Origin of the sequence: Aliiglaciecola sp. CAU 1673, assembly GCF_029223185.1 — a bacterium.
Classification (GTDB): Bacteria; Pseudomonadota; Gammaproteobacteria; order Enterobacterales; family Alteromonadaceae; genus Bowmanella.
The window spans coordinates 35,651-60,849 of the sequence record NZ_JARHUG010000002.1; the positions used below are offsets into that span (position 1 = coordinate 35,651).

Below are 25,199 nucleotides of genomic sequence, written 5' to 3' on the forward strand. Positions count from 1 at the left end.
CACGCGACCATCGGTTACTATCACAAGATGCATCACCTTCAAATTAGATGCGTTACGCGCCGCTGTCATCGATAAAAAACACAATCTGCATCAGCATGCGTTTATAGTTGGGATTAAAGGTGCCGCGTCTTAGCAGTTGGCCGGGAGCGACGTTGGTTCCGCTTTCAGCAAATACAATCACGCCGTCGTTGGTATCGTTATGGGCAACACAGCGACGATATTCCTCACCGTCAAGCTGATAGCCTCTGCAGTGTCGGTATTTGCCATCGATACCATAATGGGGATTGTCGGGTTTTATGGTAATAGCGGTATGGGCATGATTGGCAAACAAATAGGATTTGCCATTGAACTCGCGTTGCCAGTTAGCGGTAGCTCCAGGCTCCTCCGTTTTCTTATCGTAAATGACCTTGTCCAGACAGGCTGGCGTGACATTAAGGGTCGAAATCTTGTTGGCCGATTGCGCTGTTTGGTACCACATCAGGGTCTTGTTTTCTGTGGGTGACTGGCAAAAATAATCAAGGGCGGTTGTGGCATCGATAGTGCTGTCATCGGCACTGATCACCATCAACATGGGGTGCTGCATGCGGTAGCCGTCGGTCATCAAACCTTTGGTCAGGAGGTAAAATTCCGCTGCTGCATTGAGAGAAAAGGATTCATAGCGCGCTGCGTCTACTTCCTGATACTCACCGCTCCAGTCTTTCACATGGCGCAGATAGGGGGTAAGCGCAATCAAGCTGCTATTGGCCTTTAGTGCTGCGGAAAGGAGCACCACGCCTTTAATTTTTTCATGGTTATACTGGCCCAAGTGTTTGATGATCAGTGAGGCGCCGGCAGAAAAGCCCAGCAAGAACACCTGGTTGATTTCATCCATATTGGTCAGACTGTCGACACTATAGCGGGTAGCGTCCAGCCACTGCTGGTAAGTCATCTCAAGGCTATCCCCGGCAATGGTGCCATGTCCGGGCAACAGTAATCCCCGGATCACGGCACAGGGGTAATTTTGCCTTAGGTCTGAGGCAATATCCGACATCAAAAAGGGCGAATCGGTAAGCCCGTGGAGCAATAAAAAACCCTTACCACTGCCCGTTCCACTGCAGCCGGGTTGCCATTCAAAAGGGGCCCGCATATCCCTGGCTTGTTGATTGGTATACCCCCCCATAAAACCCTGGGGATTATTGGGGAGGGCCTGTTCGAGCGACTGTAGAATTAGTTCTTGGCTTTGCTTTATATACTCAGCAAAGGTGGCTTGGGAGGGGGCTTGGATCGCGTTACCGGAGGGCTGCAGCACCAGTGGCTGCTCGCTGCAGGCGACCAGTATCATCAATAAGGGCGCGAGCAGGCTGCTTCGCAACAGATGTGATGTCATTCTTTTTGTACTCTATTGTGCCCGAACTTGCCTGAGTGTGGGCAAAGTGCTCGCAAATGCCAACTTTTCATTAGCTGATTTCACTCTCTATTTTTCTTTTATGCATAGCAATTTCAAGCAGTTAGGTCGCAAAACCAACAGCATGCAAGGCTGTTATGCCAAGGCTTTAGCGATTGGTCCTATGTGTTAGTTGGCCAACAAGCATCAAATATATTTTGATGGCCGCTGGAAATCGTATTTACCTGCAAGCGGCCCTCTGTATACTGAATGAGCGTTACATGATTTGGCTTTATAGATGTCATTTTCAGTTTAAGGCTGCTGTTAGGTCATGTGGAATCGTTCCTCTGAGGGTGGTCCACCCATCCAATATTCTCTTCGACGACAGTTGCTATCCCGAGGCGGCCTGCGCAGTATTTTTGTCGCCACGGCATTATGTGTCGCCAGTTACTATCATGTGGTCTCTATTCTTGAAAACGGCCTCAAGCAACAGCTACTTAGTTATATCAGTGAACGTGGTTTACGGGATTCTGAGCCGTTTCTTAAAACTGAACGACGTCATCTTGCCTTTGAAAAACAGTTTCGGGAACAGTGGCAGAAGGTGAACCCCCGCCTGGGTGCGAGACGTTTTGATGACTATTTCGAGCCTTGGCCTGATGGCACCTATCGCACCAAGCAAGAATGGTACGAGGGGCATGTGGACAAAGATGGTTTGTTTCACAGTGGGTTTACCGGATTTATCGGCCAGGGCGTTAAACTGGACGAGGAAATGCGTCACCGTGCGTCGCTTATTGCCGGTATGCTGGATTGGTATGGCACAGCCTGGACCGCCACCGGGCAATATATTAATTACTTTGTTACTGCCCCCGAAAACCTCTTAATCGGAGAGTTTGTCGGATTTCCGTATTTGCATCATGTGCCGGCTGACAGCTATTTCCCTGATGAGATTTTTGTCGCCCCTGCCAATCAACAAAACAATCCACAGCGACATACAGTATGGACTCGCTTCTACTTTGATGAGACCGCAAAGGTGTGGTTGGTCAGTGCACTGAGGCCAATCTATATTGAAGATCGGCAGGTAGCGACCGCCGGGCAGGACATTCTGCTGGATGACTTTATGAAACGGGTCATCGATGACAAGTTTGAGGGAACGGAAAACCTGGCTTTCGATGAGCAGGGAAGATTAATTGCCCATCAGTCTTGGCACGCCAGCCTTGGTGGTAGCGATAAACAGACCATGATCTCTGAAGTTGGCGGTAGATTGCAAAAGGTCTACGAAAAGGTGATTTCCGTTAACAAACGCAGTGACGTAGTGGAAATTGATGACGCTTATCTGGCCTTTACCCGTATCAGCGGGCCCAATTGGTTTCTGGTCAATATCTATCCTAAGTCCTTGCTGCAACAACATGGTGCCAAAGCGGCTCTTATCATCCTGGCTATCGCCTTGCTGGGGTTGCTGACCGAGTTTTTGATGCTGTGGACCTTGATAGACACCACAGTTGTCAAGCCCATCGGCAATATGCTTAAGCGGGTAAAGTGGCTTGAAGCCAGAGCAAGGGATGAATCACTAAAAAGCGGCACAGCCCCTGCGCTTTTTGAGCCGGGATGTGCGGAACTGGCAGAGCTGTCTAATTCCTTTAGTCAGATGGCAGATAAACTGGATGCTGCCATCAAAGAGCAACGGGACATTAACAAATCATTGGATCAGGAAGTGGCGGTACGCACCGAAGCCTTGCAGGCGGCCAATGTGCAGTTAGAGAAGCTGGCGATTACCGATGATCTTACCGGGCTGTATAACCGGCGGCACTTTCGCCACTGTGTTGAAGAGGAGCTGATCCGCGCCAAGCGCCTGACCCAAAACAACACCTGGCTAACCTTGTACATTCTGGATATTGACCACTTTAAAAGCATCAATGATCGGTTCGGGCATCAAGCCGGTGATGCGGTGATTGCCCGGATTGCTCATGCCATTTGCGCTTGTTTTCAGCGTGCCAGCGACAAATGTTTTCGTATAGGTGGTGAGGAATTTGCCGTACTCTGTATTGACGATAAAGAAGATTTGCAGGGATTGTCCAAGACTATCGCGTTGTTGCTTAAAGAGATCCGAACATTACATATTCCTGTGGACCGAAACGGGCAGTACTGCAGTGTGACACTGAGTATGGGGGTAACCTGCGAGCTGTTAAATGCACAAAGCTCCCAGGATGCTCTTTTCCATGCTGCCGACAATGCCCTGTATCAAGCTAAGGAGCGCGGTCGTGACCGCGCCTGTCTTGTCACAGCACAGCATGATGGGACTCAGGATAGCGCTGACTTCCTCTAGCTTTTAAGCCTATCAGGGCAAGCTAAATAAGCCCGGCAGCAACTCATCCACACGCCAGCTTTGCGTATGTTCGGCATCGCAGGTGGCATGAACCTTGGCATTGGCCGGAAAAAACTCCGCAATCACCTGACGACAGGCTCCACAGGGGGAATAGAGCTTATCGCCCGGCATATAGATGGTCATGGCGGCAAATTGCTCGGGCTTGATCCCCTGAGCGATAGCGGCATAAATGGCGGTGCGTTCGGCGCAGTTGGTCAAACCGTAAGAGGCGTTTTCCACGTTACAGCCGGGAATTAATCTGCCGTCTTTTAGGCTAAGCGCCGCGCCAACAGCGAAATTGCTGTATCTGTTGTAGGCATGGCTGGCCGCGGTCTTGGCATATTCTTTTTGTTTTTCTAGTGTTGCTTGATTCAAAGGTCAGTTTCCAATTCTTACAGGGTTACCTGTTCGCCCTCATTCAGGATGAGCAGATTCACAGTGCTTAGCATACGTTCTTTCATATTTAGCAGGCGAAGCAGGGCAGAGTGTGAACTGTGATCGCCCATTTGCCAACTGGCATTGCCATAGCCCCATGGGATCATCACTTTGCAGCCCAACTCTTCGGCGGCAGTCAGGGCATCTTCCGGGGTGGTATGCACATAGCGATACCATTCGCCATGCTCTTCATGATGATAGGAAGCAATAGGTATCAGGCAGACATCTATATCCCCGTAACGCGCCTGAATATCCTTAAAATGATCTGAATATCCTGTATCGCCGGCAAAGTAGAGCTTTTTGCCACTATGTTCGATAAGCCATCCGGTCCACAGACTCTGCTCATTATCTCCGTATAGGAAAGGCACCCAGATACGGCCGTTAAAGTGGTGGGCGGGCACGGCATGGATAGTGGTATCGCCAAGTTGCGATGAAGCGAACCAATCCATTTCTTTGATTTGATAGCCGGCCTTCTCAAAATGAGAGGCGCTGTTTAATCCCACAAAATATTGCGCCTGGTTACCGATGCGCCCGATGTCGGCCTTATTGAAATGGTCGTAGTGCAGGTGTGAATAAAGCACTGCCTTGGTTTTTTGGAGCGTCTTATCACTAAGCCATTTGGGTTTGTTTCTGCTGGTGCCAAGCAGGTTGGCCGCCCAGTTTACTGGCCAGTCGAATTGGCCACTGACAGGGTCGATAAGCACTTGCTGACCATCCGGCGACTCGATAGCAAAACTGGCATGGCCCAGCCACTGCACTTTAAAGCCGCTGTCGACAGGTGGTATACGCTGCGGGCCAACGTAATGGCACTGCTGTGCAGGCTCTTTGCAGTCCACATCCGGATGAGGCAGATAGCAATCTGTTTCACAGGTTAGGGGATATTCCTTTTTACCGGGATAGAGGTTCTGATATCGGTTATCCGTTGCAAGCTTGGCAGTGGGAGGCTGTGCCGTTATCTGAGTGACTTGGTTGGGCGTGGCACAGCCAGCAAGCAGTATGGCCAAGAACAGACTGAGCTGGGTAAATATTAACGCTTTCATCAAAAATCAGGCTTTGGGACGAAAGGCTTTTATCACCTCTTCATCGCATTCAAGGTAAGGGCCGTTCATTAAATCAATGCAATAGGGAATGGCCGGGAAAACGGCATCCAGGCATTGGCGAATGGCCTTGGGTTTGCCGGGGAGATTGAGGATAAGTGAATGGCCACGCAGTCCGGCTGTTTGACGAGAGAGAATGGCCGTTGGCACATACTTAAGGCTTTCCATGCGCATCAGCTCGCCAAAGCCTGGCATCATGCGATCGCACACCGCCTCGGTGGCTTCCGGTGTGACGTCACGTTTAGCCGGTCCGGTACCGCCGGTGGTGACCACCAGGGCACAGCCCTGTTTATCCACCAGTTCAATCAGCGTCTGTTCAATCAGTGGCTGCTCGTCTGCCACCAGGCGATAAACCGGCTCCCAGGGCGAGCTTAGGTAGCTGTCCAAAGTGTCGATAATGGCTGGCCCGGAAAGATCTTCGTATTGGCCGCGGCTGGCGCGATCGCTAATGGTGACGATGCCGATTCTGGCGCTATCCATCTTGTTTATCTCCTGTGTCCACAAGCTGCAGTCTGCTTAAGGTAAGGACTTTTTGCGCCAGATCAATATGCAAAAGACGAATATCCGCATAATGCGCCGGGCTGTATTGAGGAGAGTCAGATGTTTGCCCCAGAATTGCTCAGCCCTGCCGGAAGTTTGAAATCTATGCGCTACGCCTTTGCCTATGGCGCCGATGCAGTCTATGCCGGATTACCCCGATACAGCCTTAGGGTGCGCAACAACGGTTTTGATCTGGCCACTTTGGCAGAAGGGATCGCCGAAGCCAAAAGCCTGGGCAAGAAGTTCTATGTGGTACTCAATATCGCGCCGCATAACGCCAAACTAAAGACCTTTGTGGAGGATGTAAGGGCAATTGCTGCGCTCAAACCCCATGCCTTTATTGTGTCTGATCCAGGCGTAATCATGCTGCTTAAGGAGCATTTCGCCCATATCCCACAGCATCTCTCGGTGCAGGCCAATACCCTGAACTGGGCAGCGGTAAAATTCTGGCAGCAACAGGGGATTGAGCGAGTGATCCTTTCCCGTGAACTGGCCCTTGATGAGATTGAGCAGATCCGCACAAAAGTACCACAAATGGAGCTGGAAGTCTTTGTGCACGGGGCGCTGTGTATGGCCTATTCTGGACGTTGCCTGCTTTCTGGCTACATGGACAAGCGCGATCCTAATCAAGGCGCCTGCAACAACGCTTGTCGTTGGCAATACAGTGTTTCTGATGCCAAAGAAAGCACCTGTGGCGAGCTTCAAACCAGTTGTCAGCAGAGCAAGGTGGCTATTCTCACCGAAAATCAGCGACCCGATAGCCCCATGCCCATGTATGAAGATGAGCATGGTACCTATATCTTAAACTCCAAGGATTTACGGGCCATCCAGCATGTTGAGCGTCTGACCAAGGCTGGGGTGCATTCGCTGAAAATAGAGGGACGCACAAAATCACATTATTACGTTGCCCGCACCGCACAGCTATACCGTCGCGCGATCGACGATGCCAAAGCGGGTAAGCCTTTCGACATGAGTTTGTTATGGGAGCTGGAAGGTTTGGCCTCCCGTGGCTATACAGAAGGATTTTTACGCCGTCATATCCCGGTCAGCGAGATGCAAAACTATGAACAGGGCGCCTCGTTGAGCGATATTCAACAGTTTGTCGGTGAAATGCTGGGCCGGGATGAAAAAACGGGTCTGTGCGAAGTAGAAGTGAAAAATCGTTTCTGCGTGGGCGATGATGTGATGCTGATGACCACCAAGGGCAATCGCCATTGGCGATTGGATGCGTTGTGGGATAAGTCCGGTAACGCCATTTCCGTAGCCCCAGGGGCCGGCCACCGGGTATACATGTCGTTGCCCTCGGACGTTGCCCTTGAGCATGCCTTGTTAGTGCGTTGTGATCAGCAAGACTTAGGTTATGCGGTAGCCTGATGAGCCTGTTTATTGCTGCCGACTGTATCAATTGTGATATGTGCGAGCCTGAATGTCCTAACGCGGCCATCAGCATGGGCGAAAGCATTTATCAGATTGATACGGCACTTTGCACAGAATGTGAGGGATTCTATGACGCTCCTGCCTGTATTGCTGTCTGCCCGCTTGATTGTATTGAGTATTTACAGAAGGACTGAAATAACTAGTCTGGTGGGTTATTAGAAAACTGCGGCAGATTGTCGCATATGGAGCCCCAGCAGGGCATGGATTGTGTCCATATATGCATTTGCGGACTCGGAATGCCGCCATTATCAAGTACCCCAAGAGGGATCGCCAGCCAGTCTGCATGATCTAGTGATTCAAACCACAACGGACAGCCGCATATCCCGCAGAAACACCTCAGTCCTCTGCCTGAATTAAATTTTCTCACCTCCCCTGACTGCAGAATCTGTAAATCCGTCGTTTTGGCCATGGCCCAACTGGCGGGAGAAGTGCCGGCAAATTTGCAGCAGTGAGCACAGTGGCAATAACGAGGAGAGAGCAGTTTCCCGTGTATCGCAAATCGAGTTGCCTGACATAAACAACTACCTTGAACTTGTTGATTCATAGGCGTGTTTCCACCTGCTCAGGATGAGCCGTTAGGGTTTTCAGTTCGATCAGTTCCCACTTCATGACTAGCCAAGGTGGGAGAGAACGTATCCCGGGCTCATTATTTTCTATTCCATAGCGGCTTTGCATTGATAGTTCCCAGTTGAGCGACTAGCTTCAATTCGTTGAATTGAAGTTTTTGTCAATCAATCTGTCAACTTAACCTGGGCGTCAGGAGAGAACAAAATGAGAAAGTTTCTGATTAACACACTGATGGTTATGTGTTTTGGTTTAAGCGCTGCCGCAAGCGCTGAGGAGACCTGGAAGATTACGTCTTTAAATTGGGAGCCATATTCAGGCGCAACTCTTAGCAACCAGGGCAATGCCATTCAGAAGCTCAGAGAAGTATTAAAGGCTGAGGGAATAAATCTGATAGTTGAGTTTTATCCTTGGGCTAGAGCAAAGGCTTTGGCTGAAACCAATGATTATGTGGGCTTTTTTCCGGCCTGGCCTGAGGAAGTGGAGCAAGGATTTGTTGCGTCAAATGCCGTGGATTGGTCTGAAATAGGTGTTATGCGCAACAAAGCGCAGGAAGTTAGTTTTTCTACAGTGGATGAGCTTTTCAGTAAATACAAAGTAGGTCTGGTTAAAACCTATGTCTATCCCGAGGATATAACCAAGGCGATGGAAAAGTACAAAGGTAAAGTCGATGAAGCACCAGATGAAAATTCTTTACTGAAGAAGTTGTCCACCGGCAGACATCCCGCTGCCATCACCGATCCCACTGTGATGATGTATTTGGCTCAACAGCAGGGCACTGACAATGTTGAGCCTGTGCAGGTGTTAACCAAGAAAGAGTTGGTGGTTGCTTTCCGTGACGGTGAGGACAATAAAGCCAGAATCGCACTCCTCAATAAGTTGCTGGAAAAGTAAAAGGTGCGCAGGGTAAAAGTATAAAGGAGTTAATATGTTGAGGGCATTCAGAGTGGCCGTTTGGTTGGTTTTATGGATGCCCTTTTTTGTGTTCGCTGGAGAAACCTGGAAAATAACGTCTTTAGACTGGGAGCCCTATTCTGGAGCGACCCTTTCCAATCAAGGCAATGCCATCACTAAACTCAGAGAACTGCTTCGCCGGCAAGATATCCAGTTGGTGGTTGAGTTTTACCCTTGGGGACGAGCTAAACGGATAGCGGCCGAGCCCGAGTATGTTGGTTATTTCCCGGCCTGGCCGGAGGAAGTGGAACAAGGATTTGTTGGCTCACTCCCTGTCGATTGGTCTGAGATTGCTGTTTTGGGGAATGAGTTGGCGCCCAAGTCACATATTTCCCTCGAACAGCTGTTTATGGATTACCAGGTGGGGCTCGTAAGAAGTTATGTCTACCCGGATTACATACAGCGACTGGCGTCCGACTACCAAGTCAATGTGGATCTGGCTAACGATGAGATGTCGCTGTTGAAAAAGTTGTCTTTGGGGCGACATGCGTTGGCGATAACCGATCCAACAGTGATGTTGTATTTGGCCGGCAGGGAGGGCATAGACAATGTGCATGTGATAGATGTGTTGACCAAAAAAGAATTGGTCATGGCATTTCGTGATGACCCCGAAAATAGGCGGCGTTTGCAATTGTTAAATACCGCGCTGAAAGCGTTGAAAAACCAATAAGGCAATGACAATCAATAAAGACGCAATAATAGTTTTCCCATGGCCTCGTCGCTAATTTTCCGATCACACAGTGGATAAAGGCTGAACTCGTCATTCTCAAAATGATCGGACAACAGGTATTCCAGGCGTTGATCGTCTTCTTCGCTGTCCATGCCTTTGTCCAATAACGCCTCTATCCACGTTAACTGCTGCAGTATTTGCTGGTGCTCATAACGTGTTTGCACGAGTAATTCCACTTCGTTTTGACAACCCTCCAAGGCGGGCAATAGCAATTGCTCCTTTTGCCGGATATGCCGCCGCATACCCACTTTAAATTTATCGAAGAACTGTCTTGATATGCCCAGATCCTGGCGTTTGGTGCGCAGGTAAGCAATAAAGAGTAATTCCAGGCCTTGCTGGTCACTGGTAAAAAACTGAGTAATAAAGCCCTGCATTGTATGCTCCTTTTTTTGTGAGGTGCCTGCGGTGCCCTGCACAAACAAATGGCTCAATATTCTTTGTAAGAGTAAGGGCATTAAGGAGGATAAAAATTAATCCATATCAAAGGATGTGAATAATTCGTGGACAGTGATGGTTACGCCGCTATTTCTGTTTCGATGGTCCGCAGGCGGGGCACAAAGCATGGCGCTTTACATTCATATATCGCCACTCTCCTGATAGCCCATCAAATAGCTGCAGCCGCCCAGGTCTGGCTTTGCCCACACCTGTAATCAGCTTAATGGCTTCTAATGCCTGCATGGCGCCAACTATTGCCACCACCGGCGTCAAAATGCCGGATTCTACACAGCTTTGCTGAGGCTCGGTAAAGAGCGCGGATAAACACTGATAGCAAGGCGCGTTGTGCTCCGGCGCATAGCTGAACAGTTGTCCTTCAAAGCGAATAGCGGCGCCCACCACCAAGGGCTTACCGAGCGCTACACAATGGCGGTTAATTTGGTTTCTGGAGGACAGGTTGTCGGTGCAGTCTAGTACCAGGTCATGAGCTCTGATCTGTGCCGCTAACTCTGAGTCATCAAACCTTCGTGTATGAAACTGCAAACGACCATCCGGATTGAGGTCGCTGAGCCTGGCGATAGCAGCTTGTGCTTTTTTACGACCTATATCCTGTTCAATAAATAATGTCTGTCGGGATAGATTGGAAAGCTCTACTTTATCGTCATCACAAAGGGTGAGCGCACCAATGCCCGAGGATACTAAATACTGCGCCGCACTGTTGCCTAAGCCACCAACGCCAATCATCAGCACTGAGGCATTCAGTAAGGCTTCCTGGGCTTCAAGATCGAAACCGGGTAAGAGAATCTGGCGGTTATATTTGAGGGCTTGCTTTTGATTAAGTTGTTTATGCATAAACAGTGTGGCAGCCAAAAGGGCATTATTGTCCGCCCGGAAACTTCAGGCAATCCTTCCGCGACTGGTGGAGTGACGAAAAATGTAAGCTTTCCTCGATGGGCACTGATATCTGCTCCCAGTTTCAAATGGCTTATGCACTTCAATATTTTTCATGAAGAGCTGTGTATTCTCAAAGAAGACAGCTATGTTCCTAAAGGCTGTAAGGCACAACAACAAGGAACAGATATGATTCCCGGTTTGCGTAAACTGCTGGTGGGTTTGACCCTTTGTAGCATGTCACTTAGCAGTTTTGCCAATGAGCAGCTTCGCGTGGCCTTCAATCCATCGGCTCCATGGAAGACTTTCAATAGTCAGGAAAAGGCCGAAGGAGTTTACGCCGAAATTGCCAAAGTATTGGCCAAGCAACTCTCCTTGCAGCCTGTATTTGTTCCCTGTCCACTGGAACGCTGCCTGTTACTGCTAAACGATGGAGAGGCGGATTTAATGCTGGGCCTGTCAGACAGTGTCTCTCGGAGAGAGTATTTGCATTTCCTCAGTACCCCCTACCGAACCAGTGCCGCAAAGGTGTTTTATGTGCGCAAAGATAGAGAATTCAAAATATTGCGCTATGAAGATTTGGCTAATCGCACGGTGATTGGCACGAAAGCCGGCGCATTGTATTTCGAACGATTTGATAACGATGATGAGCTGATAAAGTCGCCAGTCTTGGATAACCAACAGAATTTCGGACGACTGCACAAGGGCCGTATTGATACTTTTATCATTGCTCAGGACCAGGGGGAATTTTTGTTATCACGGTTGGATCTGCGCGACAAAATAGAACAAGCGTCTTTCAAGGTTGCCGAACGTCAGCCCCGTTACGTTGCTCTGGCGAAATCCTCTCCGCTTTTTGCTCGGGTTGAAGAGTTTGAACAAGCGGTGAAAGCCTTGGTGCAAGATGGGCAACTCAAAGATATTTTGCGCAGAGAGTTTTATCAGAGATATGACATACCTGAAGACAGCTTCACCTGGAATTAAACCGCGTCAGGCTTTTGCTCGAAACAAGCCCTGCAATGTTCGAAGAAAGCTTGCGTTAGTCTGTTCATAGGTGCATGGGCGGATGTGATGAAGCCATACTCATAGGTTAATTGGGGCGTGAATGGCAGTAATATCAGGTCCTTATCTGCGTACTGTTGTGCCAACATCTGATTAACCAAGGCGATACCCAGATTACGTCTGGCGAAAGTGCAGGCAATCGCCACAGTGTGGGTTTCCAGCCTCACTTTCATTGGCACTTTGGCCTGGAAAAAAACATTGTCTATCTGCTGGCGGGTGTAACGTCCCTTGCCCAGTAGAATCAGGTTTTCTCCTCTTAGATCACTGACATCAATCATGTTTTTCTTGGCCAAAGGATGTTCAGGAGAGAGGGCGCAAACCGTATCACTCTGTAGCATCGGCTCGCACACAAGACCAGGATGGTTCTCCGGTAACTGAATAAATCCGCAATCTGCCGAGCGGCGGGCAACAATTTCCCGGGCGCTGGCAGGGCTATGGGTGTCCAAAGAAATATTGACCCTGGGGTGTTTGCGCAAAAAATCCGCCACCACATCGGCCAATGGGCCTGCGATAAAAGAATTTGGTGCCACTACTTTGAGCCAGCCCAGGTCAGAGTTGAACAAATTTTTGGCCAATTGGCCGATCCGTTCGGCGCTATCCAGAATCAACGCTGCTTCCTTGGATAAGGCCAATGCTTCTTCGGTGGGGACCAAACGGCTCTTCTCACGATAAAAGAGTTGAAAGCCGACGTGCTCTTCGAAGCTGGCAAGCAGGCGACTGATCCCAGGTTGCGTCATACCCAGTTGCTTGGCTGCTGCGGTGGCAGAGCCAGCCTGGAGAATGGCTTGAAAGGCTTCAAGACTGCGTAAATTAAGTGGTTGCAGAGGCGCCTTCATTTAGCTCTTTGGTGATAACAAAATGTTATGAGGTGATGATTATTTTAGATGATATTGCATAGGTGTGAAAGGTTAATAAACTGTAAATCAACTTATCGTCTGTGCAGTATTTATCCAAGTCGGAGAACATAAAATGGGCATCACACACTTTCGCAAAGCTGCCGTCTCAGTTTCTGTCGCCCTGGCCTGTTGCGGCCAGGTATCAATTGTCTATGCCCAGGATGGGGCCGATAACACCGATAATACCGAAATCATTGCGGTGACCGGTTCACGGATCAAGCGCCAGGGGGATACGCCAAGCCCGGTACAGGAGCTTAATCTGGAGGATTTGAACCAAACTGGCTCGGTGTCGTTGGGTGAAGTTTTACAAGAGCTTCCCTCAGTGGGCGCCAGCCTGAACAGTAACGGTTCAGCCGGCACCAGCCATGGCAGCAGTAGTTTGAATTTGAGGAACCTTGGTGAGAACCGGTCCTTGGTGCTGGTGAATGGTCATCGTTGGGTAAACGGTGCGGGCACCCGTGGCTTTCGCGATTTTGTTGACCTCAACACCATTCCTCAGGCAATCGTTAAGCGAGTGGAAGTGCTGCAGGATGGTGCCACAGCCATCTACGGTGCCGATGCTATCGCCGGGGTGGTGAATATCTATACCCACTCCGATTTCGTCGGAACCAGCGCCAAGGCCTACTATGGCCAGTCCAGCGAAGGGGATCGCGAAACGGTGAATGTGGATCTGCTGTGGGGCCAGGATGTAGGCGAATCCAATATAATGTTTGCCGCCAGCTATGCCGATCAGAAGCCCATTTATACCCAGGATCGGGAACTGACAGCCGTGCCCTTAAACGGCCTCTCAGATGGCACGCCAGAGGGGTTGTTCCGTGAATCTGGACTCGCCGCTGTACTTGGTTTTCCAATCCCTTCAGCTGGGATCACCCGTGATCCCGGCAGCAACGGTAATGATTTATCCAGTTGGCGTGCGGTGACTGGCGAAGATCAGTTCAATCGTTACTACAACAACTATGTAACAGGACCCAACGAGCGTTATGCCCTTTACGGTCAGGCCATCATCCCCTTGGATGACCGCCTTAACTTTCGCATTGAGGCTCTGTATAACAAGCGTGAGTCAGACCAACAATTCTCTTCTGCTCTCTCTTCGGTACGTGGCGGTAGCCGCGGTTTCATGATTGCCAATGACCCCAGGGTGAACCCCTTTGGTATCCCTTTCTCAGGCTCTGATTTCCGACATACCTCCTTTATGGAGGAAAACGGCTATCGCGTGAACGCCCAGGAAGTGGAAACCACCCGTTTAGGCTTGGGTCTTGATGGCGAATTGAATATCGGCGATGGCTGGGATTGGGACACCTTCTTGTCATATGGCAAGAACAAGGCCGATTTTACCTCCAATAATCAGGTGCATCTGGATAAGCTGGCATTGGGCCTGCGTGCCTGTGATACCACTGGTATTACTGCCGATGTTACCGATTTAGCCGCCGGTTGCGTGCCCGTTAATTTGTTTAATACGCTAACGGCAGAAATGGTGGACTACATCAATTTCACCGGGCGCGACTACAACGAAGCCAAGCAATTAGATTTCACCTTCAACATCACTGGCAGTCTTTACTCCCTGCCTGCAGGTGATTTGGCTGTGGCTGCCGGTATTGAATATCGTGAAGAGCAGGGACTGGATGTGCCTGACAGTACAATCAACTCCGATCCGCGCGTGAACACTTATCAGACAACCAGCAGCTCTGCGCGCACCGGTACCGATGGTGAATATGATCTAAAAGAAGCCTATGTGGAATTTGTCATTCCGTTGCTCGATGGAGAATCCTGGGCGGACAAACTGGAACTTAGCCTGGCTACCCGGTATTCCGATTACAGCACCTTTGGCAGCACTACCAACAGCAAGGCCGGTATTGTGTATGCACCGGTAGATGGGTTCACATTGCGTGCTACCTGGGCAGAGGGCTTTAGGGCACCGTCCATTCTGGAATTGTATGAAGGCCAGCGTCAGACCTTTGCTCCCGTGCTCGATCCGTGCTCCAGCAATAAGAGCTTGGTGGGATGCAGCAGCGTACCCGCTTCCTATACCCAGGGTGAAACCAACGTACAGTTGACCACCGGTGGTAACCGCTTCCTGCAGCCTGAGACGTCTGAGAACTGGTCGTATGGAATGGTTTATATCCCCGATTTTATCGAGGATTTCAGTGTGACTTTGGACTGGTATGACATTGAAATTGACAACACCATCAGTATTTTTGGTGCCCAGGCCATCCTCGACTTGTGTGCTACTAAAGGCAAAAACTGTGAGGTGATTACCCGCAGCGCCAGCGGTGAAATAGAGGACATCATCGATGGTCCGGTGAACCTTAACAGCACCAAGGTTTCCGGTGTGGATATGGTCATGAACTACGGCCTTGAGACCGAAGTGGGAGAGTGGGATTTCAACCTTAACATTTCCAAGCTAAGGGATTTCGAAGTCTCATCCACCTTATCGGACGGCACGGTTCAGGTTGAAGACAGGCTGGGTGTCGCCATGCTTCGCGAAGCCTATCCCGAATGGCGCAGCAGCTTCTCCACCAACTGGTCCCAAGGTCAGTGGAAAGTGAATTACAACCTGAGACACATTGGTGATACCACCGAAACTGTCGATCCGGGCACACCGGATGAGATGGATCGTCATATTGGTACTGTAATTTATCACAATGCTTCGGTTGCCTACGACATTGATGACAATCTGGCAGTAAAACTGGGCATCAATAATATCGGTGACAAACAGCCGCCTATTTCCCTGACTAACCCGAACATCAACTTTGACCAAAACACCTACAACCCTGTAGGACGCTTTATGTATCTGCAAGTCAGTTACCAGATGTAATTTTGACCGGCCCTCTGTCGAGGGCCTTGTTTCTGCTAACCATTGAAGGGCAGCTATGAAAAAGACGTCTTATTGTTTGCAATTGCCCGTGGCCACCGAAATACCACTGGTCTTTGACAGCCCACACAGTGGCATACAATTTCCCCAGGATTTTCGATGCCAGGCGAGTCTGGCGGCGCTAAAGACTGGTTGGGATGCGAAGGTGAATGAGCTGTGGGAGGAGGTATTGGAGGAAGGCGGTACCTTACTCAGTGCCCTTTATTCGCGCATGGTTATCGACCTCAACCGTGCGCCGGACGACATCGATCCGGACTTGCTGGCGGCTCCGTGGGCACTGTGCAAGCCCACTAAGTACAGTGACAGGGGGATGGGGCTTATCCGGAAACTGGCGTTACCCGATGTGCCCATGTATGACAGGCCTTTGGAGATAGAAGAGGTACTGCAAAGACTTTGTGAAATTTATCATCCTTATCATCAGGTGCTGAAAACACGGCTAGATGATTTGTGTCAGCAGTTTGGCGCGGTCTGGCATGTGGATTGTCATTCCATGAAATCGACCGGCAATAAGATGAATGTGGACGCAGGAGAACGCAGAGCCGATATTGTTTTAGGTGACAACGATGGTAACTGCTGCGAGCCTGGTTTTGTGGAAATGGTGAAGACCAGTTTTGAATCTCTTGGTTATGTTGTGGCTCTTAATAAACCCTATAAAGGTGGTTACCTGGTCACCCACTATGGCCAGCCTTTGTTAAACAGGCACAGCATGCAGATAGAAATCAACCGGGCACTTTACTTGGACGAGGCTAAATTTGTGACTAATGATAATTATCAGTCATTTAAACGGGATCTGGGCGTGGTTATCAGCAATATGGCGACCTATGTCAGAGCCAAGGTTGCTGCCGCATGAAGGAGAATGAAACCCCTCAACAAATAGGGGAGATAGACTCGCAGCAGATTAAGGAAGCAGCCAAGTCCAGCACGCTGAATCCACTCATTATTTTGCTTGGCATTTTGTTGCTGGCGGGAGCGATGACCTATTTCATCGAGTCTGGGCGATATGAGCGAGATGGCAAGCTGGTGGTGCCCGGCAGTTATCAGGTGTTGGAAAAGGATCCCAGCCTTCTGGATATTGTCAGGATAGAGCAAGCGCAAGACGACAAGGCCTATCCGGTGAGTTTTGTGCAGTTGATGATGTCCATTCCGGAAGGGTTAGAACGAGGCGCCGGCCTTATCTTTATGGTGCTGATTATTGGCGGCATGTTTGGCATTCTGACTCACACCGGGGCTGTGGATGCGGGCTTGGAGAGATTGCTCAGCATGGTGAAAGGCAATATTTATGTGCTGGTGACTGTGTTGATGCTGGTTTTCTCGGCAGGCAGCACCTTTTTAGGTTTGGCTTCTGAGTACCTTTTGGTGATCCCATTGATGGTTGCCATGGCCAGCAGGTTAGGGCTGCCACCTATCATCGGTTTTGCCATTGTCACTATTTCAGTCAAAGCCGGTTATCTGTCATCAGTGACCAATCCATTGCCACTGACCATTGCTCAGCCCTTGGTCGGCTTGCAAATTTTCAGTGGTGCAGATGTACGATTCTTGTTTTATCTCGTTTTTGTCATCATCGGCATTGCCTTTCTATTGCTTGTCATCAGTCGTCAGCGTGGCGATAGGCAAATCACTATGGAGTTTAATGCGGCAAAGCTGCATTGGCGACATAGCCTGATGTTGGTTTTGCTCGCTCTGAGCATCGGATTTCTTGTCTACGCCTCCAATACCTGGCAATGGAAACACCATGCCTTGTCGGCTTATTACATCGCCGTGAGTCTGGTGCTGGCCATGATCAGTGGCTTGGGGGCCAACGGTGCGGCCAATGCCTTTGTCTCAGGTATGAAAAAAGTCTTGCTTGCCAGTTTTTTGATCGGAGTGGCGACGGCGGTAGCGGTCACCCTGGAGCAAGGCCAGATCCTTGATTCGGTGGTTCACAGCCTGGCTTCCTTGATTGGAGACGGTGGTCCCGTGGTGGCTGCGAGCAGTATGTTTATGTCTCAGTTGTTGCTGGACTTTCTGATCCCTTCCACCTCAGGTCAGGCCGCGGTAAGCATGCCGATAATGGGACCTATAGGCCAGCTATCCGGTGTGTCATCACAGGTGACGGTATTAGCCTTTTTATTTGGTAATGGCATCACCAACATGCTTACACCCACTTCGGGTACGCTGCTGGCCTATCTGGCCACCGCGCAAATCGGCTGGGCGCAATGGGCCAGGTTTATTTTGCCGCTGTGGGCAATTTATATTGTAACGGCGCTGATCTTGCTGGCACTGGCCGTCAACATGGGCTTCTAATCCGACCAATTAGAGCAAATGGGCGTTACTGCCCATTTTTCTTTTGGCTCCCTCTGAATTGTCTAAGCTTAAGTAAACTGCTTTGTTGAGGGGCTCGCGCCAACTTTGATATGGGAAACGCTTTTGCGCGAGAGGCGAAGCGCCAATAACGTAAAGACAGAGAGACTGCGGTGAAACGAAACATTCTGATCGTTGGATCAGAGGAAACAACACGCAGAGCGTTACAACGACTGTTGGAGCAAGCCTCCTTTACGGTGTATGCGGTTAGTAGTGCCGAACAAGGACTGGCGCAGCTGGAAAGACACTATTCTCCCGTCCTGATTTGTGGCTTTAAGATCCCACCTTTAAACGGTTTGGATTTTATCCGCCAGGTTAAGCGCAGCCATCCCGATATTTTGTGCATGGTGGTCAGCCGATACGCTGATTTTTATCTTCTCGGTGATGCCCTTAGCAGTTCAATGGTGCATAGGTTTATTCCCAACCCATGGGTAGGACAGCATCTGCTCAGCGAAGTACGCCAGGCGTTTCTGATACATGACACTCGTCAGCAGGCCAAGATCAGAAGTGCTCTGCTGAAGGACGAAACCAGGGCCTTAGTTGAGTTAGACGAAGAGCAGCGTTTGACAAGAGCCAATGCCGCGGCTTACCGAGTGTTGGGAGAGTCCTTGCCAAAGGACACGGATGAGACATTTTGGCGGCGCTGGCAACAACCCATATCTTGTGATTGGCGGCAATTGTCAATCAATACCGATTCGGTCCGGCTTGATGGCGAGCTGGCTGCATTTTCTGCCAATCTGGTACACAAAGACCACAGCCACGGGATCCTTCACCTGGTGCCGCTTTCGTCAACGCAACAGGAGGCCTGTCTGGTTTTTCCGGATTTGCAGCTAATTGAAGTCTCTGATTTTAATGAGTTGGTGTCACATCAAAATGGGAGCACCGTGCTATCCATGCGGATCCGTCACCTGAATGATATGAAGACCGCTATGTTGTTAGAGGACTTCGACCGTTTACAGCAGGCGATTCGGCATCGTTTGGCAAAGGTGGTCAGTGAGTTGTCCGATGCACGTATCCTGGCGCAAGTGGATGAGACTACATTTCTACTGGTATTGTCAGGCCAACCCGATGCGCAGGCAGTGGATAATCGAGTCGCCACATTGATAAAGCCGTTCTTGTCCACGTTAGATGTAGCCGACCACAGCTTTCATATTCGCTTCCAGGTAGGTTATTGTCAGGGACCGCTGGATGGTACAGACAAACAAACCCTGTTGCGTCGGGCAGATTTGGCTGCCAGATACGGTAAGCAATCGGCACACAGAATATGCCGTCGTTTTGAACCGCAATTGGAAGATGCCAGGCTTCGCCAATTCCATATTAGCAATGCCTTGTTTAAAGCTATAGATGAGCAAGCATTAACCTTGATGTTTCAGCCCAAGGTGTCCCAACCCGAGGGGCGTATTCACTCCGCAGAAGTCTTACTGCGGTGGCAGCATGCCACCATCGGCACTATTTCCCCCGCAGTTTTTATTCCTATCGCCGAACGTGATGGACAAATTGGCGATATTGGCCGGTGGGTTATGGAACAAAGTTGTCGTTATCTGAGTAGTTGGTTGACCAGAGGTGGCCCGGTAACCGAATTGGCCGTGAATCTTTCCTCATTGCAGTTGCTGGAAAAGGACTTTATTGAGGATCTCCAGGATATGCTCGTATCCCATAGCGTGGAGCCGGGATCCCTGGTGCTTGAATTGACAGAAAGTGTGCTGGTGGAGGATTTGGATAACAGCAGACAGATTTTGCAGGCCTTGCGCGATCTGGGCGTGCAGATTGCCATCGATGACTTCGGCACGGGGTATTCTTCGCTCAACTATCTGGCCAGGTTACCTATTGATATCGTCAAGTTGGATAAATCGCTGCTGCAGGGGCTGGAAACATCCAAGCAAGCCCAGGCAATGATGAGGAATTTGCTGGCCATGGCTCACGAACTTGGCATGAAAGTGGTCGCCGAGGGTGTGGAAACCAAAATGGAGTTGGCCTTATTGCAAAGCATGGGATGTGATGAGGTGCAGGGCTACATTTACAGTCGTCCACTGCCGGAAAAAGAGTTCTTAAGACTGGCGCGCAAAAATCACCTGGAGCAGCGGGCAACGCTTTGAGTTCAATGCTCCACTATCATACGGATAAGTTGAGCAATTAGCAGAATCATCACCAGTGGCCATATCCATCGACTGTAACGCCCAACCTGTTCATCTGACATACGCAATTTAGAGCGTTCCAGCAGTGGGATAATGATTATCAGGGCAATAAAGAGAATTGCCAGAATATAAATCACCGTCATCGCATCTCCTTGTGCATTTCTCTCAATAGCCGTTTAGTCAGCACGCTAACTATGCCACAATCGGCGCTGTTTTCGTTGACCAAAACTATAAGGAATCCTCATGGGAATCAAATCGTTGAGCGCATTGTCGCTAATGGCGATGCTTATTACTGCCTGCAGTAAAGCCCCCGAGCCAATGCCGGTATCCACTCCTGAGCCTACAGAATCCAAATCTGATACTTTGCAAGGCGGCACAGATTACCACTCTTTTGCCAATCCTGATGAAATTCGGGTGAAGCACCTGAATTTGGACCTGACTGTGGATTTCGCGGAGCATGTGCTTTCTGGCATCGCCACATTGGATGTGGAGCGAATCAAAAAGGATGTCGATACCCTGGTGCTGGATACCCGCGATCTGGCTATCGAAAACGTTCAAGTGGACGGACAAGCGGTACCATTTGCGTTGGCAGAGAGTGACACCCATTTGGGGAGCGCCTTACGCATAGAGTTACCCGCTGGCGCCAATCGGGTCAGCATTACTTACAAGACGTCTCCTGAGGCGTCGGGCGTGCAATGGCTAACACCTGCGCAAACTGCAGGAAAAGCACACCCATTCCTGTTTACTCAGGCTCAGGCCATTCATGCCAGAAGCTTTATTCCGCTTCAGGATTCGCCCCAGGTAAGGATCACTTATGAGGCGACTATCCGCACGCCTAAAGAGTTGCTGGCAGTAATGAGTGCTGCCAATGACCCTGATACCGAACGTGACGGTGTGTATGAATTTAATATGCCGCAACCCATTCCTTCATATCTGATTGCTCTGGCGGTGGGCGATCTGGCCTTTAAGTCAATGGGTGAGCGCACCGGTGTGTATGCCGAGCCTTCTATGCTCGACGCTGCAGCCAAGGAATTTGAAGATACCCAAGCCATGCTCGAAGTGACCGAAAAGAAATTCGGAGATTATCGTTGGGATCGCTATGACCTGCTGATTTTACCCCCGTCTTTCCCTTTCGGTGGCATGGAAAACCCAAGGCTGTCTTTTATTACGCCAACCGTTATCGCCGGAGACAAGAGCCTGGTGTCTTTGATTGCTCATGAATTGGCACATTCCTGGTCTGGCAATACGGTAACCAATGCCACATGGCGTGATCTGTGGTTAAACGAAGGATTCACTACTTATCTGACCTATCGCATCATGGAAATGGTTTACGGCGAGAAGCGCGAGCAAATGGAATTTGTGCTGGGCCGTCAGTCATTGCAGGACAATATCGACAGCCTGCCCGAGCAAGATGAAATTCTTGCCATCGACATGCGTGGTCGCGATCCCGATGAGGTGTTCTCCGACATTCCATACGAGAAAGGGGCGCTATTCCTGCGTGAACTGGAACAGAAAGTCGGTCGTGAGGCATTCGATCAGTTCCTGATGAACTACTTCGAACATTTTGCTTTCCAGAGCATTACTACCGATGAGTTTGTTGCCTACTTGAACGAGACCCTATTAAAAGAGCATGCTGACAAGCTCTCTAAAGAACGCATTCATGAGTGGATATTCAGCCCCGGCATCCCATCTGCTGCACCTGAAGCGCAATCTGATGCCTTCACGCTGGTTGATGCAGCTAGAGAACAATGGTTGTCAGGTCAGCTAGCGGCCGAAAACATAGCGGCTGCTGATTGGAACACTCATCAATGGCTGTATTTCCTCAACAATATGCCAGAGTCTCTGAATATCGAGCAGATGATGGAGCTGGACCGGGCATTTTCCCTGACCAATGTTGGCAACAATGAAATTGCCCACAGCTGGTTGATGCTGGCGGTTAAGCATTGGTATGAGCCGGCCTTTGATAGGTTGCATCGTTATTTGGTTAGTATCGGCCGCAATAAGTTGGTCAAACCCTTGTACAGAGCGCTGTCAGAGACTGAAGCAGGTAAAGCCATGGCCAAAAAGGCTTTCGAAGAGGCGAAACCGGGTTATCACCCTCTCACTGTTAAAGCCAATGAAGGCTTTGTGCAATAAAGCGCAAACTTAAGCAAAAGCCGGTGGGTTGCACCGGCTTTTTTATATGTGAAAAACACCGATTTACCTCGAAGCACTTTTCCCTTAGATTCAAGAAAAAAGCGCAAGAGGCCCAATATGTCCACAACCCATCCCAGTATCGAATCCATGCGTCATCATTGGTTGGCGTTTACCAGCAACCGGCGTTTTCATCAGTCACCTAAGCTGGTCAGTCGCGCCGAAGGGATTTTCTTCGAAACCCCGGATGGTCATAAGCTTTACGACAGCCTCTCCAGTCTCTGGTGCAGCCCTTTAGGGCATGCTAATCCAGGTATTGCAAAGGCTATCAGTGAGCAGGTCAATACTCTGGACTATGCACCAGCCTTTAACGTCAGTCACCCTCTTGCCTTTGAGGTTGCGCAGAAGCTGGCGTCGATGATGCCAGGGGACCTGGATCATATTCTTTTCTGTAACTCCGGCTCAGAGGCCGCCGATACCGCCCTTAAATTAGCGCGGGCGTACTGGAGAGCAAAAGGTAGGCCGGAAAAAACCAAGTTTGTGGGACGCAGTAAGGGCTATCATGGGGTTAACTTCGGTGGCATTGCGGTAGGCGGCATTGGCCCTAATCGTAAGATCTATGGGCAGACCCTGGATGCCTATCATCTGCCTCACACCTTGCTGGCAGAAAATCGCTTTAGTAAGGGCGTACCCGAGCATGGTGATCATCTTGCCGATGCTCTGGAGCAAATTATTGAAGTGCAGGATGCCAGTAATATAGCTGCGGTTATCGTAGAGCCCATGGCCGGCTCCGGTGGCGTTATTATTCCTTCACAAGGCTATCTGAAACGGCTACGGGCGCTTTGCGATAAGCACGATATTCTGCTGATTTTTGACGAAGTGATCACCGGCTTTGGGCGCTTGGGTACTATGTTTGGCGCCCAGTTTTTTGATGTACAGCCGGACATGCTGACCTGTGCCAAAGCCCTGACCAACGGTATTGTGCCCATGGGCGCAGTGGCGGCATCCACTGAAATCTATCAGACTCTGATGCAACAGCCAGGGGATGATTTTATGATTGAGTTTCCTCATGGCTATACCTATTCAGCCCACCCGCTAGCTTGCGCTGCGGCGCTGTCCAGCCTTGAGCAGTTGTCCAATCCCGCAACTCTTGCAAAAGTACAAAGTTTGGTACCGGTCTTCGAAGAGGCAATCCATGGCCTCAAAGATTTACCGCTGGTGGAGGATATCCGCAATATCGGCTTAGCCGGCGCTATTCAGGTAAAAGCCAATCCTGGACATCCGCTGCAAACTGCCAGTGAAATCAGCGCGCTGTGCTGGCAGAAGGGCGTATATGTGCGCTTTGGTGGTAATAATCTGAGCTTTGCCCCACCGTTTATTTGTGAGCCTGAGGACATTAAAAATATATTTTCAATCGTTGCTCAGGCCATAGGAGATTACGCTTTAGGCATTCAAAAGCACCAATAGGCTCACCTGAGTACCGCGAATAGAATGCGTCAGCATTTTTAACAAATTGATAACTTCGATCGAAAAAAATCGATAAAACTCTTTGTGAAACATAGGTATATATTATTGGTTTGAAATATGCATATTGAGAGTCTGTATTGAAATGCTGCGTATTTGAGTTGTTGTGCGGTGTATCAAAATACTTCGCTTAAAAGGAACGTATAAATGAAGACAACAAAGCAAAATATCACCAGTCTCTTAGTAGGCGCTTGTGTTGCATCGGCTCTTTATGGAACAGCCGCACAAGCCTCTCATTTTCGCGGTGCTGCGGTAGTACCGCAAGTCGATGCCAATGGTACGTTAACTGTTGATGCCAAGAGTTTTTGGCGTCAGGCAGCCGGAACCCCAGCGGGCACCTTTCCCCATAGCGGCATCAGCACACTATCCATCAGTGGTCCAGGCCTGGCAACTTCCATTTCTTTTGACTCTATTAGTCAGGATCTGTCGGATAGTCGCCGTGCCGAGATCAATCAAGTCTTTACCCAGCAGTTACCTGGTGCAGGTCTGTACACCATGAGCTGGTCTTCTAGTAGTTGGGTATCCGGGGTTCCCAATGCCGGCGGTGGTTATGGCACTACCTCCACTATTTTTTGGGATGGCAGCACCGCCAATGCGCCTATCATTTTCGATCTGGAAAGTGTTCAGCAGGAAGTGGTGCGAGGTTCCGCTTATTCAGACAACTTGGACGCTTTGGGCGTTGGTCTAACCTACGATGATACTTTCTTGGCTACCGGCATGGGTTCACAGGCGACGGGCTATAGTATTGATGCAAGCGGTCAGATTTCCATTTCCGGAGCTTCGACCGCTACCTACTCTGACAATGTTTTCAACCCTGGCGCCGATCAGGCCTTTAGCGGCAAGATTTCAGCTACAGATGGCAGCAATGTCGAATTTGTGTGGCTATTTGATGCTGTGGACGTTGGCTCTAACCAGGCTCCCAGTATTACCGATGTTGTGATTAATGCCTTGGTAGGCGACACCATTAACCACACCTTGGTAGTATCCGACCCTAACGGTGATCCGGTAACGGTAAGCTTCGACAACTTTGTTGGTGTCGGCGGTGTGATGCCTGGCAATGCCTTGTTTAATACGGGGACGCTGGATTTCAGCTGGGATAGCTCTGGGTTTGGCGTAGGTCAGTACAAAGCGACCTTTACTGCCTCTGACGGTTCGTTGACAGATCAAGGTAGTATTACCATCAATCTGTCCAGAGCGCCCAACGGTCAGGTCCCTGCTCCTGCCAGTTTATTCCTGGCCGCAACAGGGTTGTTAGCGTTGGCCGGTGTACGTCGTAAAAAGAAAGCAAAGTAACTTGTAGCACACAGCAAACGGCAGGTACCCTGCCGTTTGTTTTTTGGTGTCCACTGAGCCAGTTATTGATGTTATGTTCTTGTGGTAATTCACTTCCTCCCTCACGTTGTTGTGAGCTTAAAATAAGTTCCAAGCCTTG

General features: G+C 49.8%; 20 protein-coding genes and 1 pseudogene. 13 read left to right on the forward strand and 8 right to left on the reverse strand.

All coding sequences use genetic code 11. The annotated features are described in order from the left end of the window. Positions 1-52 precede the first annotated feature (52 nt). A complete protein-coding gene (locus tag P2G88_RS02000) occupies positions 53-1,366 on the reverse strand; it encodes an alpha/beta hydrolase (RefSeq protein ID WP_275793953.1) in 1,314 nt (437 codons plus the stop codon). Positions 1,367-1,694: 328 nt separating this feature from the next. Between P2G88_RS02000 and P2G88_RS02005 the strand changes: the two genes are divergently transcribed. Beyond that, on the forward strand, positions 1,695-3,686 hold the full coding sequence (locus P2G88_RS02005) for a diguanylate cyclase (protein WP_275793954.1): 1,992 nt from the start codon (positions 1,695-1,697) through the stop codon (positions 3,684-3,686). A gap of 12 nt (positions 3,687-3,698) precedes the next feature. On the opposite strand, the gene P2G88_RS02010 is transcribed toward P2G88_RS02005, so the two are convergent. From P2G88_RS02010 to mog, 3 genes are read right to left on the reverse strand one after another with little or no spacing between them, the layout of a single operon-like run. Continuing rightward, a complete protein-coding gene (locus P2G88_RS02010; RefSeq protein WP_275793955.1) occupies positions 3,699-4,100 on the reverse strand; it encodes a cytidine deaminase in 402 nt (133 codons plus the stop codon). A gap of 17 nt (positions 4,101-4,117) precedes the next feature. Continuing rightward, a complete protein-coding gene (locus P2G88_RS02015; RefSeq protein ID WP_275793956.1) occupies positions 4,118-5,200 on the reverse strand; it encodes an MBL fold metallo-hydrolase in 1,083 nt (360 codons plus the stop codon). A gap of 6 nt (positions 5,201-5,206) precedes the next feature. After that, positions 5,207-5,737: a molybdopterin adenylyltransferase gene (gene mog, locus P2G88_RS02020; protein ID WP_275793957.1), complete on the reverse strand. Its 531-nt coding sequence runs from the start codon at positions 5,735-5,737 to the stop codon at positions 5,207-5,209. 120 nt (positions 5,738-5,857) lie between these two features. Between mog and yegQ the strand changes: the two genes are divergently transcribed. The 4 genes and pseudogenes from yegQ to P2G88_RS02040 all read left to right on the forward strand — a co-directional run bounded on the left by yegQ (position 5,858) and on the right by P2G88_RS02040 (position 9,422). Next, positions 5,858-7,171, forward strand: coding sequence for a tRNA 5-hydroxyuridine modification protein YegQ (yegQ, locus tag P2G88_RS02025; RefSeq protein ID WP_275793958.1), 1,314 nt, complete (start codon positions 5,858-5,860; stop codon positions 7,169-7,171). After that, positions 7,171-7,350: pseudogene (locus P2G88_RS02030) on the forward strand (YfhL family 4Fe-4S dicluster ferredoxin); the annotation flags it as partial. The gene yegQ and the pseudogene P2G88_RS02030, both read left to right, overlap by 1 nt. A 655-nt stretch (positions 7,351-8,005) precedes the next feature. Next, entirely contained in the window at positions 8,006-8,692 is a 687-nt protein-coding gene (locus tag P2G88_RS02035) for a transporter substrate-binding domain-containing protein (protein WP_275793959.1), read from the forward strand. 34 nt (positions 8,693-8,726) lie between these two features. After that, positions 8,727-9,422 (forward strand): transporter substrate-binding domain-containing protein, encoded by a 696-nt coding sequence (locus tag P2G88_RS02040; protein WP_275793961.1) that lies wholly within the window; start codon positions 8,727-8,729, stop codon positions 9,420-9,422. Positions 9,423-9,433: 11 nt separating this feature from the next. On the opposite strand, the gene P2G88_RS02045 is transcribed toward P2G88_RS02040, so the two are convergent. Together P2G88_RS02045 and moeB are read right to left on the reverse strand one after the other, a co-directional pair. Further along, on the reverse strand, positions 9,434-9,856 hold the full coding sequence (locus tag P2G88_RS02045; RefSeq protein ID WP_275793962.1) for a hemerythrin domain-containing protein: 423 nt from the start codon (positions 9,854-9,856) through the stop codon (positions 9,434-9,436). Positions 9,857-10,004: 148 nt separating this feature from the next. Further along, positions 10,005-10,769, reverse strand: coding sequence for a molybdopterin-synthase adenylyltransferase MoeB (gene moeB / locus P2G88_RS02050; protein ID WP_275793964.1), 765 nt, complete (start codon positions 10,767-10,769; stop codon positions 10,005-10,007). 135 nt (positions 10,770-10,904) lie between these two features. Here moeB and P2G88_RS02055 point away from each other — a divergent pair, with 135 nt between their 5' ends. Then, entirely contained in the window at positions 10,905-11,789 is an 885-nt protein-coding gene (locus P2G88_RS02055; protein WP_275793966.1) for a transporter substrate-binding domain-containing protein, read from the forward strand. Here P2G88_RS02055 and P2G88_RS02060 read toward each other — a convergent pair. Beyond that, a complete protein-coding gene (locus P2G88_RS02060; RefSeq protein ID WP_275793968.1) occupies positions 11,786-12,703 on the reverse strand; it encodes a LysR family transcriptional regulator in 918 nt (305 codons plus the stop codon). The two genes, P2G88_RS02055 and P2G88_RS02060, sit on opposite strands and share 4 nt — an antisense overlap. A gap of 133 nt (positions 12,704-12,836) precedes the next feature. Between P2G88_RS02060 and P2G88_RS02065 the strand changes: the two genes are divergently transcribed. From P2G88_RS02065 to P2G88_RS02080, 4 genes are all read left to right on the forward strand, one after another. Continuing rightward, on the forward strand, positions 12,837-15,578 hold the full coding sequence (locus P2G88_RS02065) for a TonB-dependent receptor (RefSeq protein ID WP_275793970.1): 2,742 nt from the start codon (positions 12,837-12,839) through the stop codon (positions 15,576-15,578). A gap of 55 nt (positions 15,579-15,633) precedes the next feature. Then, positions 15,634-16,485: an N-formylglutamate amidohydrolase gene (locus tag P2G88_RS02070; RefSeq protein WP_275793971.1), complete on the forward strand. Its 852-nt coding sequence runs from the start codon at positions 15,634-15,636 to the stop codon at positions 16,483-16,485. Then, complete coding sequence (locus P2G88_RS02075; RefSeq protein ID WP_275793972.1) at positions 16,482-17,918, forward strand: YfcC family protein; 1,437 nt, start codon at positions 16,482-16,484, stop codon at positions 17,916-17,918. Before P2G88_RS02070 ends, P2G88_RS02075 begins: the two co-directional genes overlap by 4 nt. Before the next feature lie 170 nt (positions 17,919-18,088). Further along, positions 18,089-20,071: an EAL domain-containing protein gene (locus P2G88_RS02080; RefSeq protein ID WP_275793973.1), complete on the forward strand. Its 1,983-nt coding sequence runs from the start codon at positions 18,089-18,091 to the stop codon at positions 20,069-20,071. Positions 20,072-20,073: 2 nt separating this feature from the next. Here P2G88_RS02080 and P2G88_RS02085 read toward each other — a convergent pair whose 3' ends face one another. Continuing rightward, positions 20,074-20,253 carry a hypothetical protein gene (locus P2G88_RS02085; RefSeq protein WP_275793974.1) on the reverse strand — a complete coding sequence of 60 codons (180 nt, stop codon included), beginning with the start codon at positions 20,251-20,253 and terminating at the stop codon, positions 20,074-20,076. Positions 20,254-20,353: 100 nt separating this feature from the next. Here P2G88_RS02085 and P2G88_RS02090 point away from each other — a divergent pair, with 100 nt between their 5' ends. The 3 genes from P2G88_RS02090 (at position 20,354) to P2G88_RS02100 (ending at position 25,060) form a co-directional block, all read left to right on the forward strand. Further along, positions 20,354-22,246 carry a M1 family metallopeptidase gene (locus tag P2G88_RS02090; RefSeq protein WP_275793975.1) on the forward strand — a complete coding sequence of 631 codons (1,893 nt, stop codon included), beginning with the start codon at positions 20,354-20,356 and terminating at the stop codon, positions 22,244-22,246. 117 nt (positions 22,247-22,363) lie between these two features. Beyond that, positions 22,364-23,710 (forward strand): aminotransferase class III-fold pyridoxal phosphate-dependent enzyme, encoded by a 1,347-nt coding sequence (locus P2G88_RS02095; RefSeq protein ID WP_275793976.1) that lies wholly within the window; start codon positions 22,364-22,366, stop codon positions 23,708-23,710. 204 nt (positions 23,711-23,914) lie between these two features. Continuing rightward, the gene (locus P2G88_RS02100; RefSeq protein ID WP_275793977.1) at positions 23,915-25,060 is read left to right on the forward strand and encodes a PEP-CTERM sorting domain-containing protein; all 1,146 of its coding nucleotides are present in this window, start codon (positions 23,915-23,917) and stop codon (positions 25,058-25,060) included. The last annotated feature ends 139 nt before the right edge of the window (positions 25,061-25,199 follow it).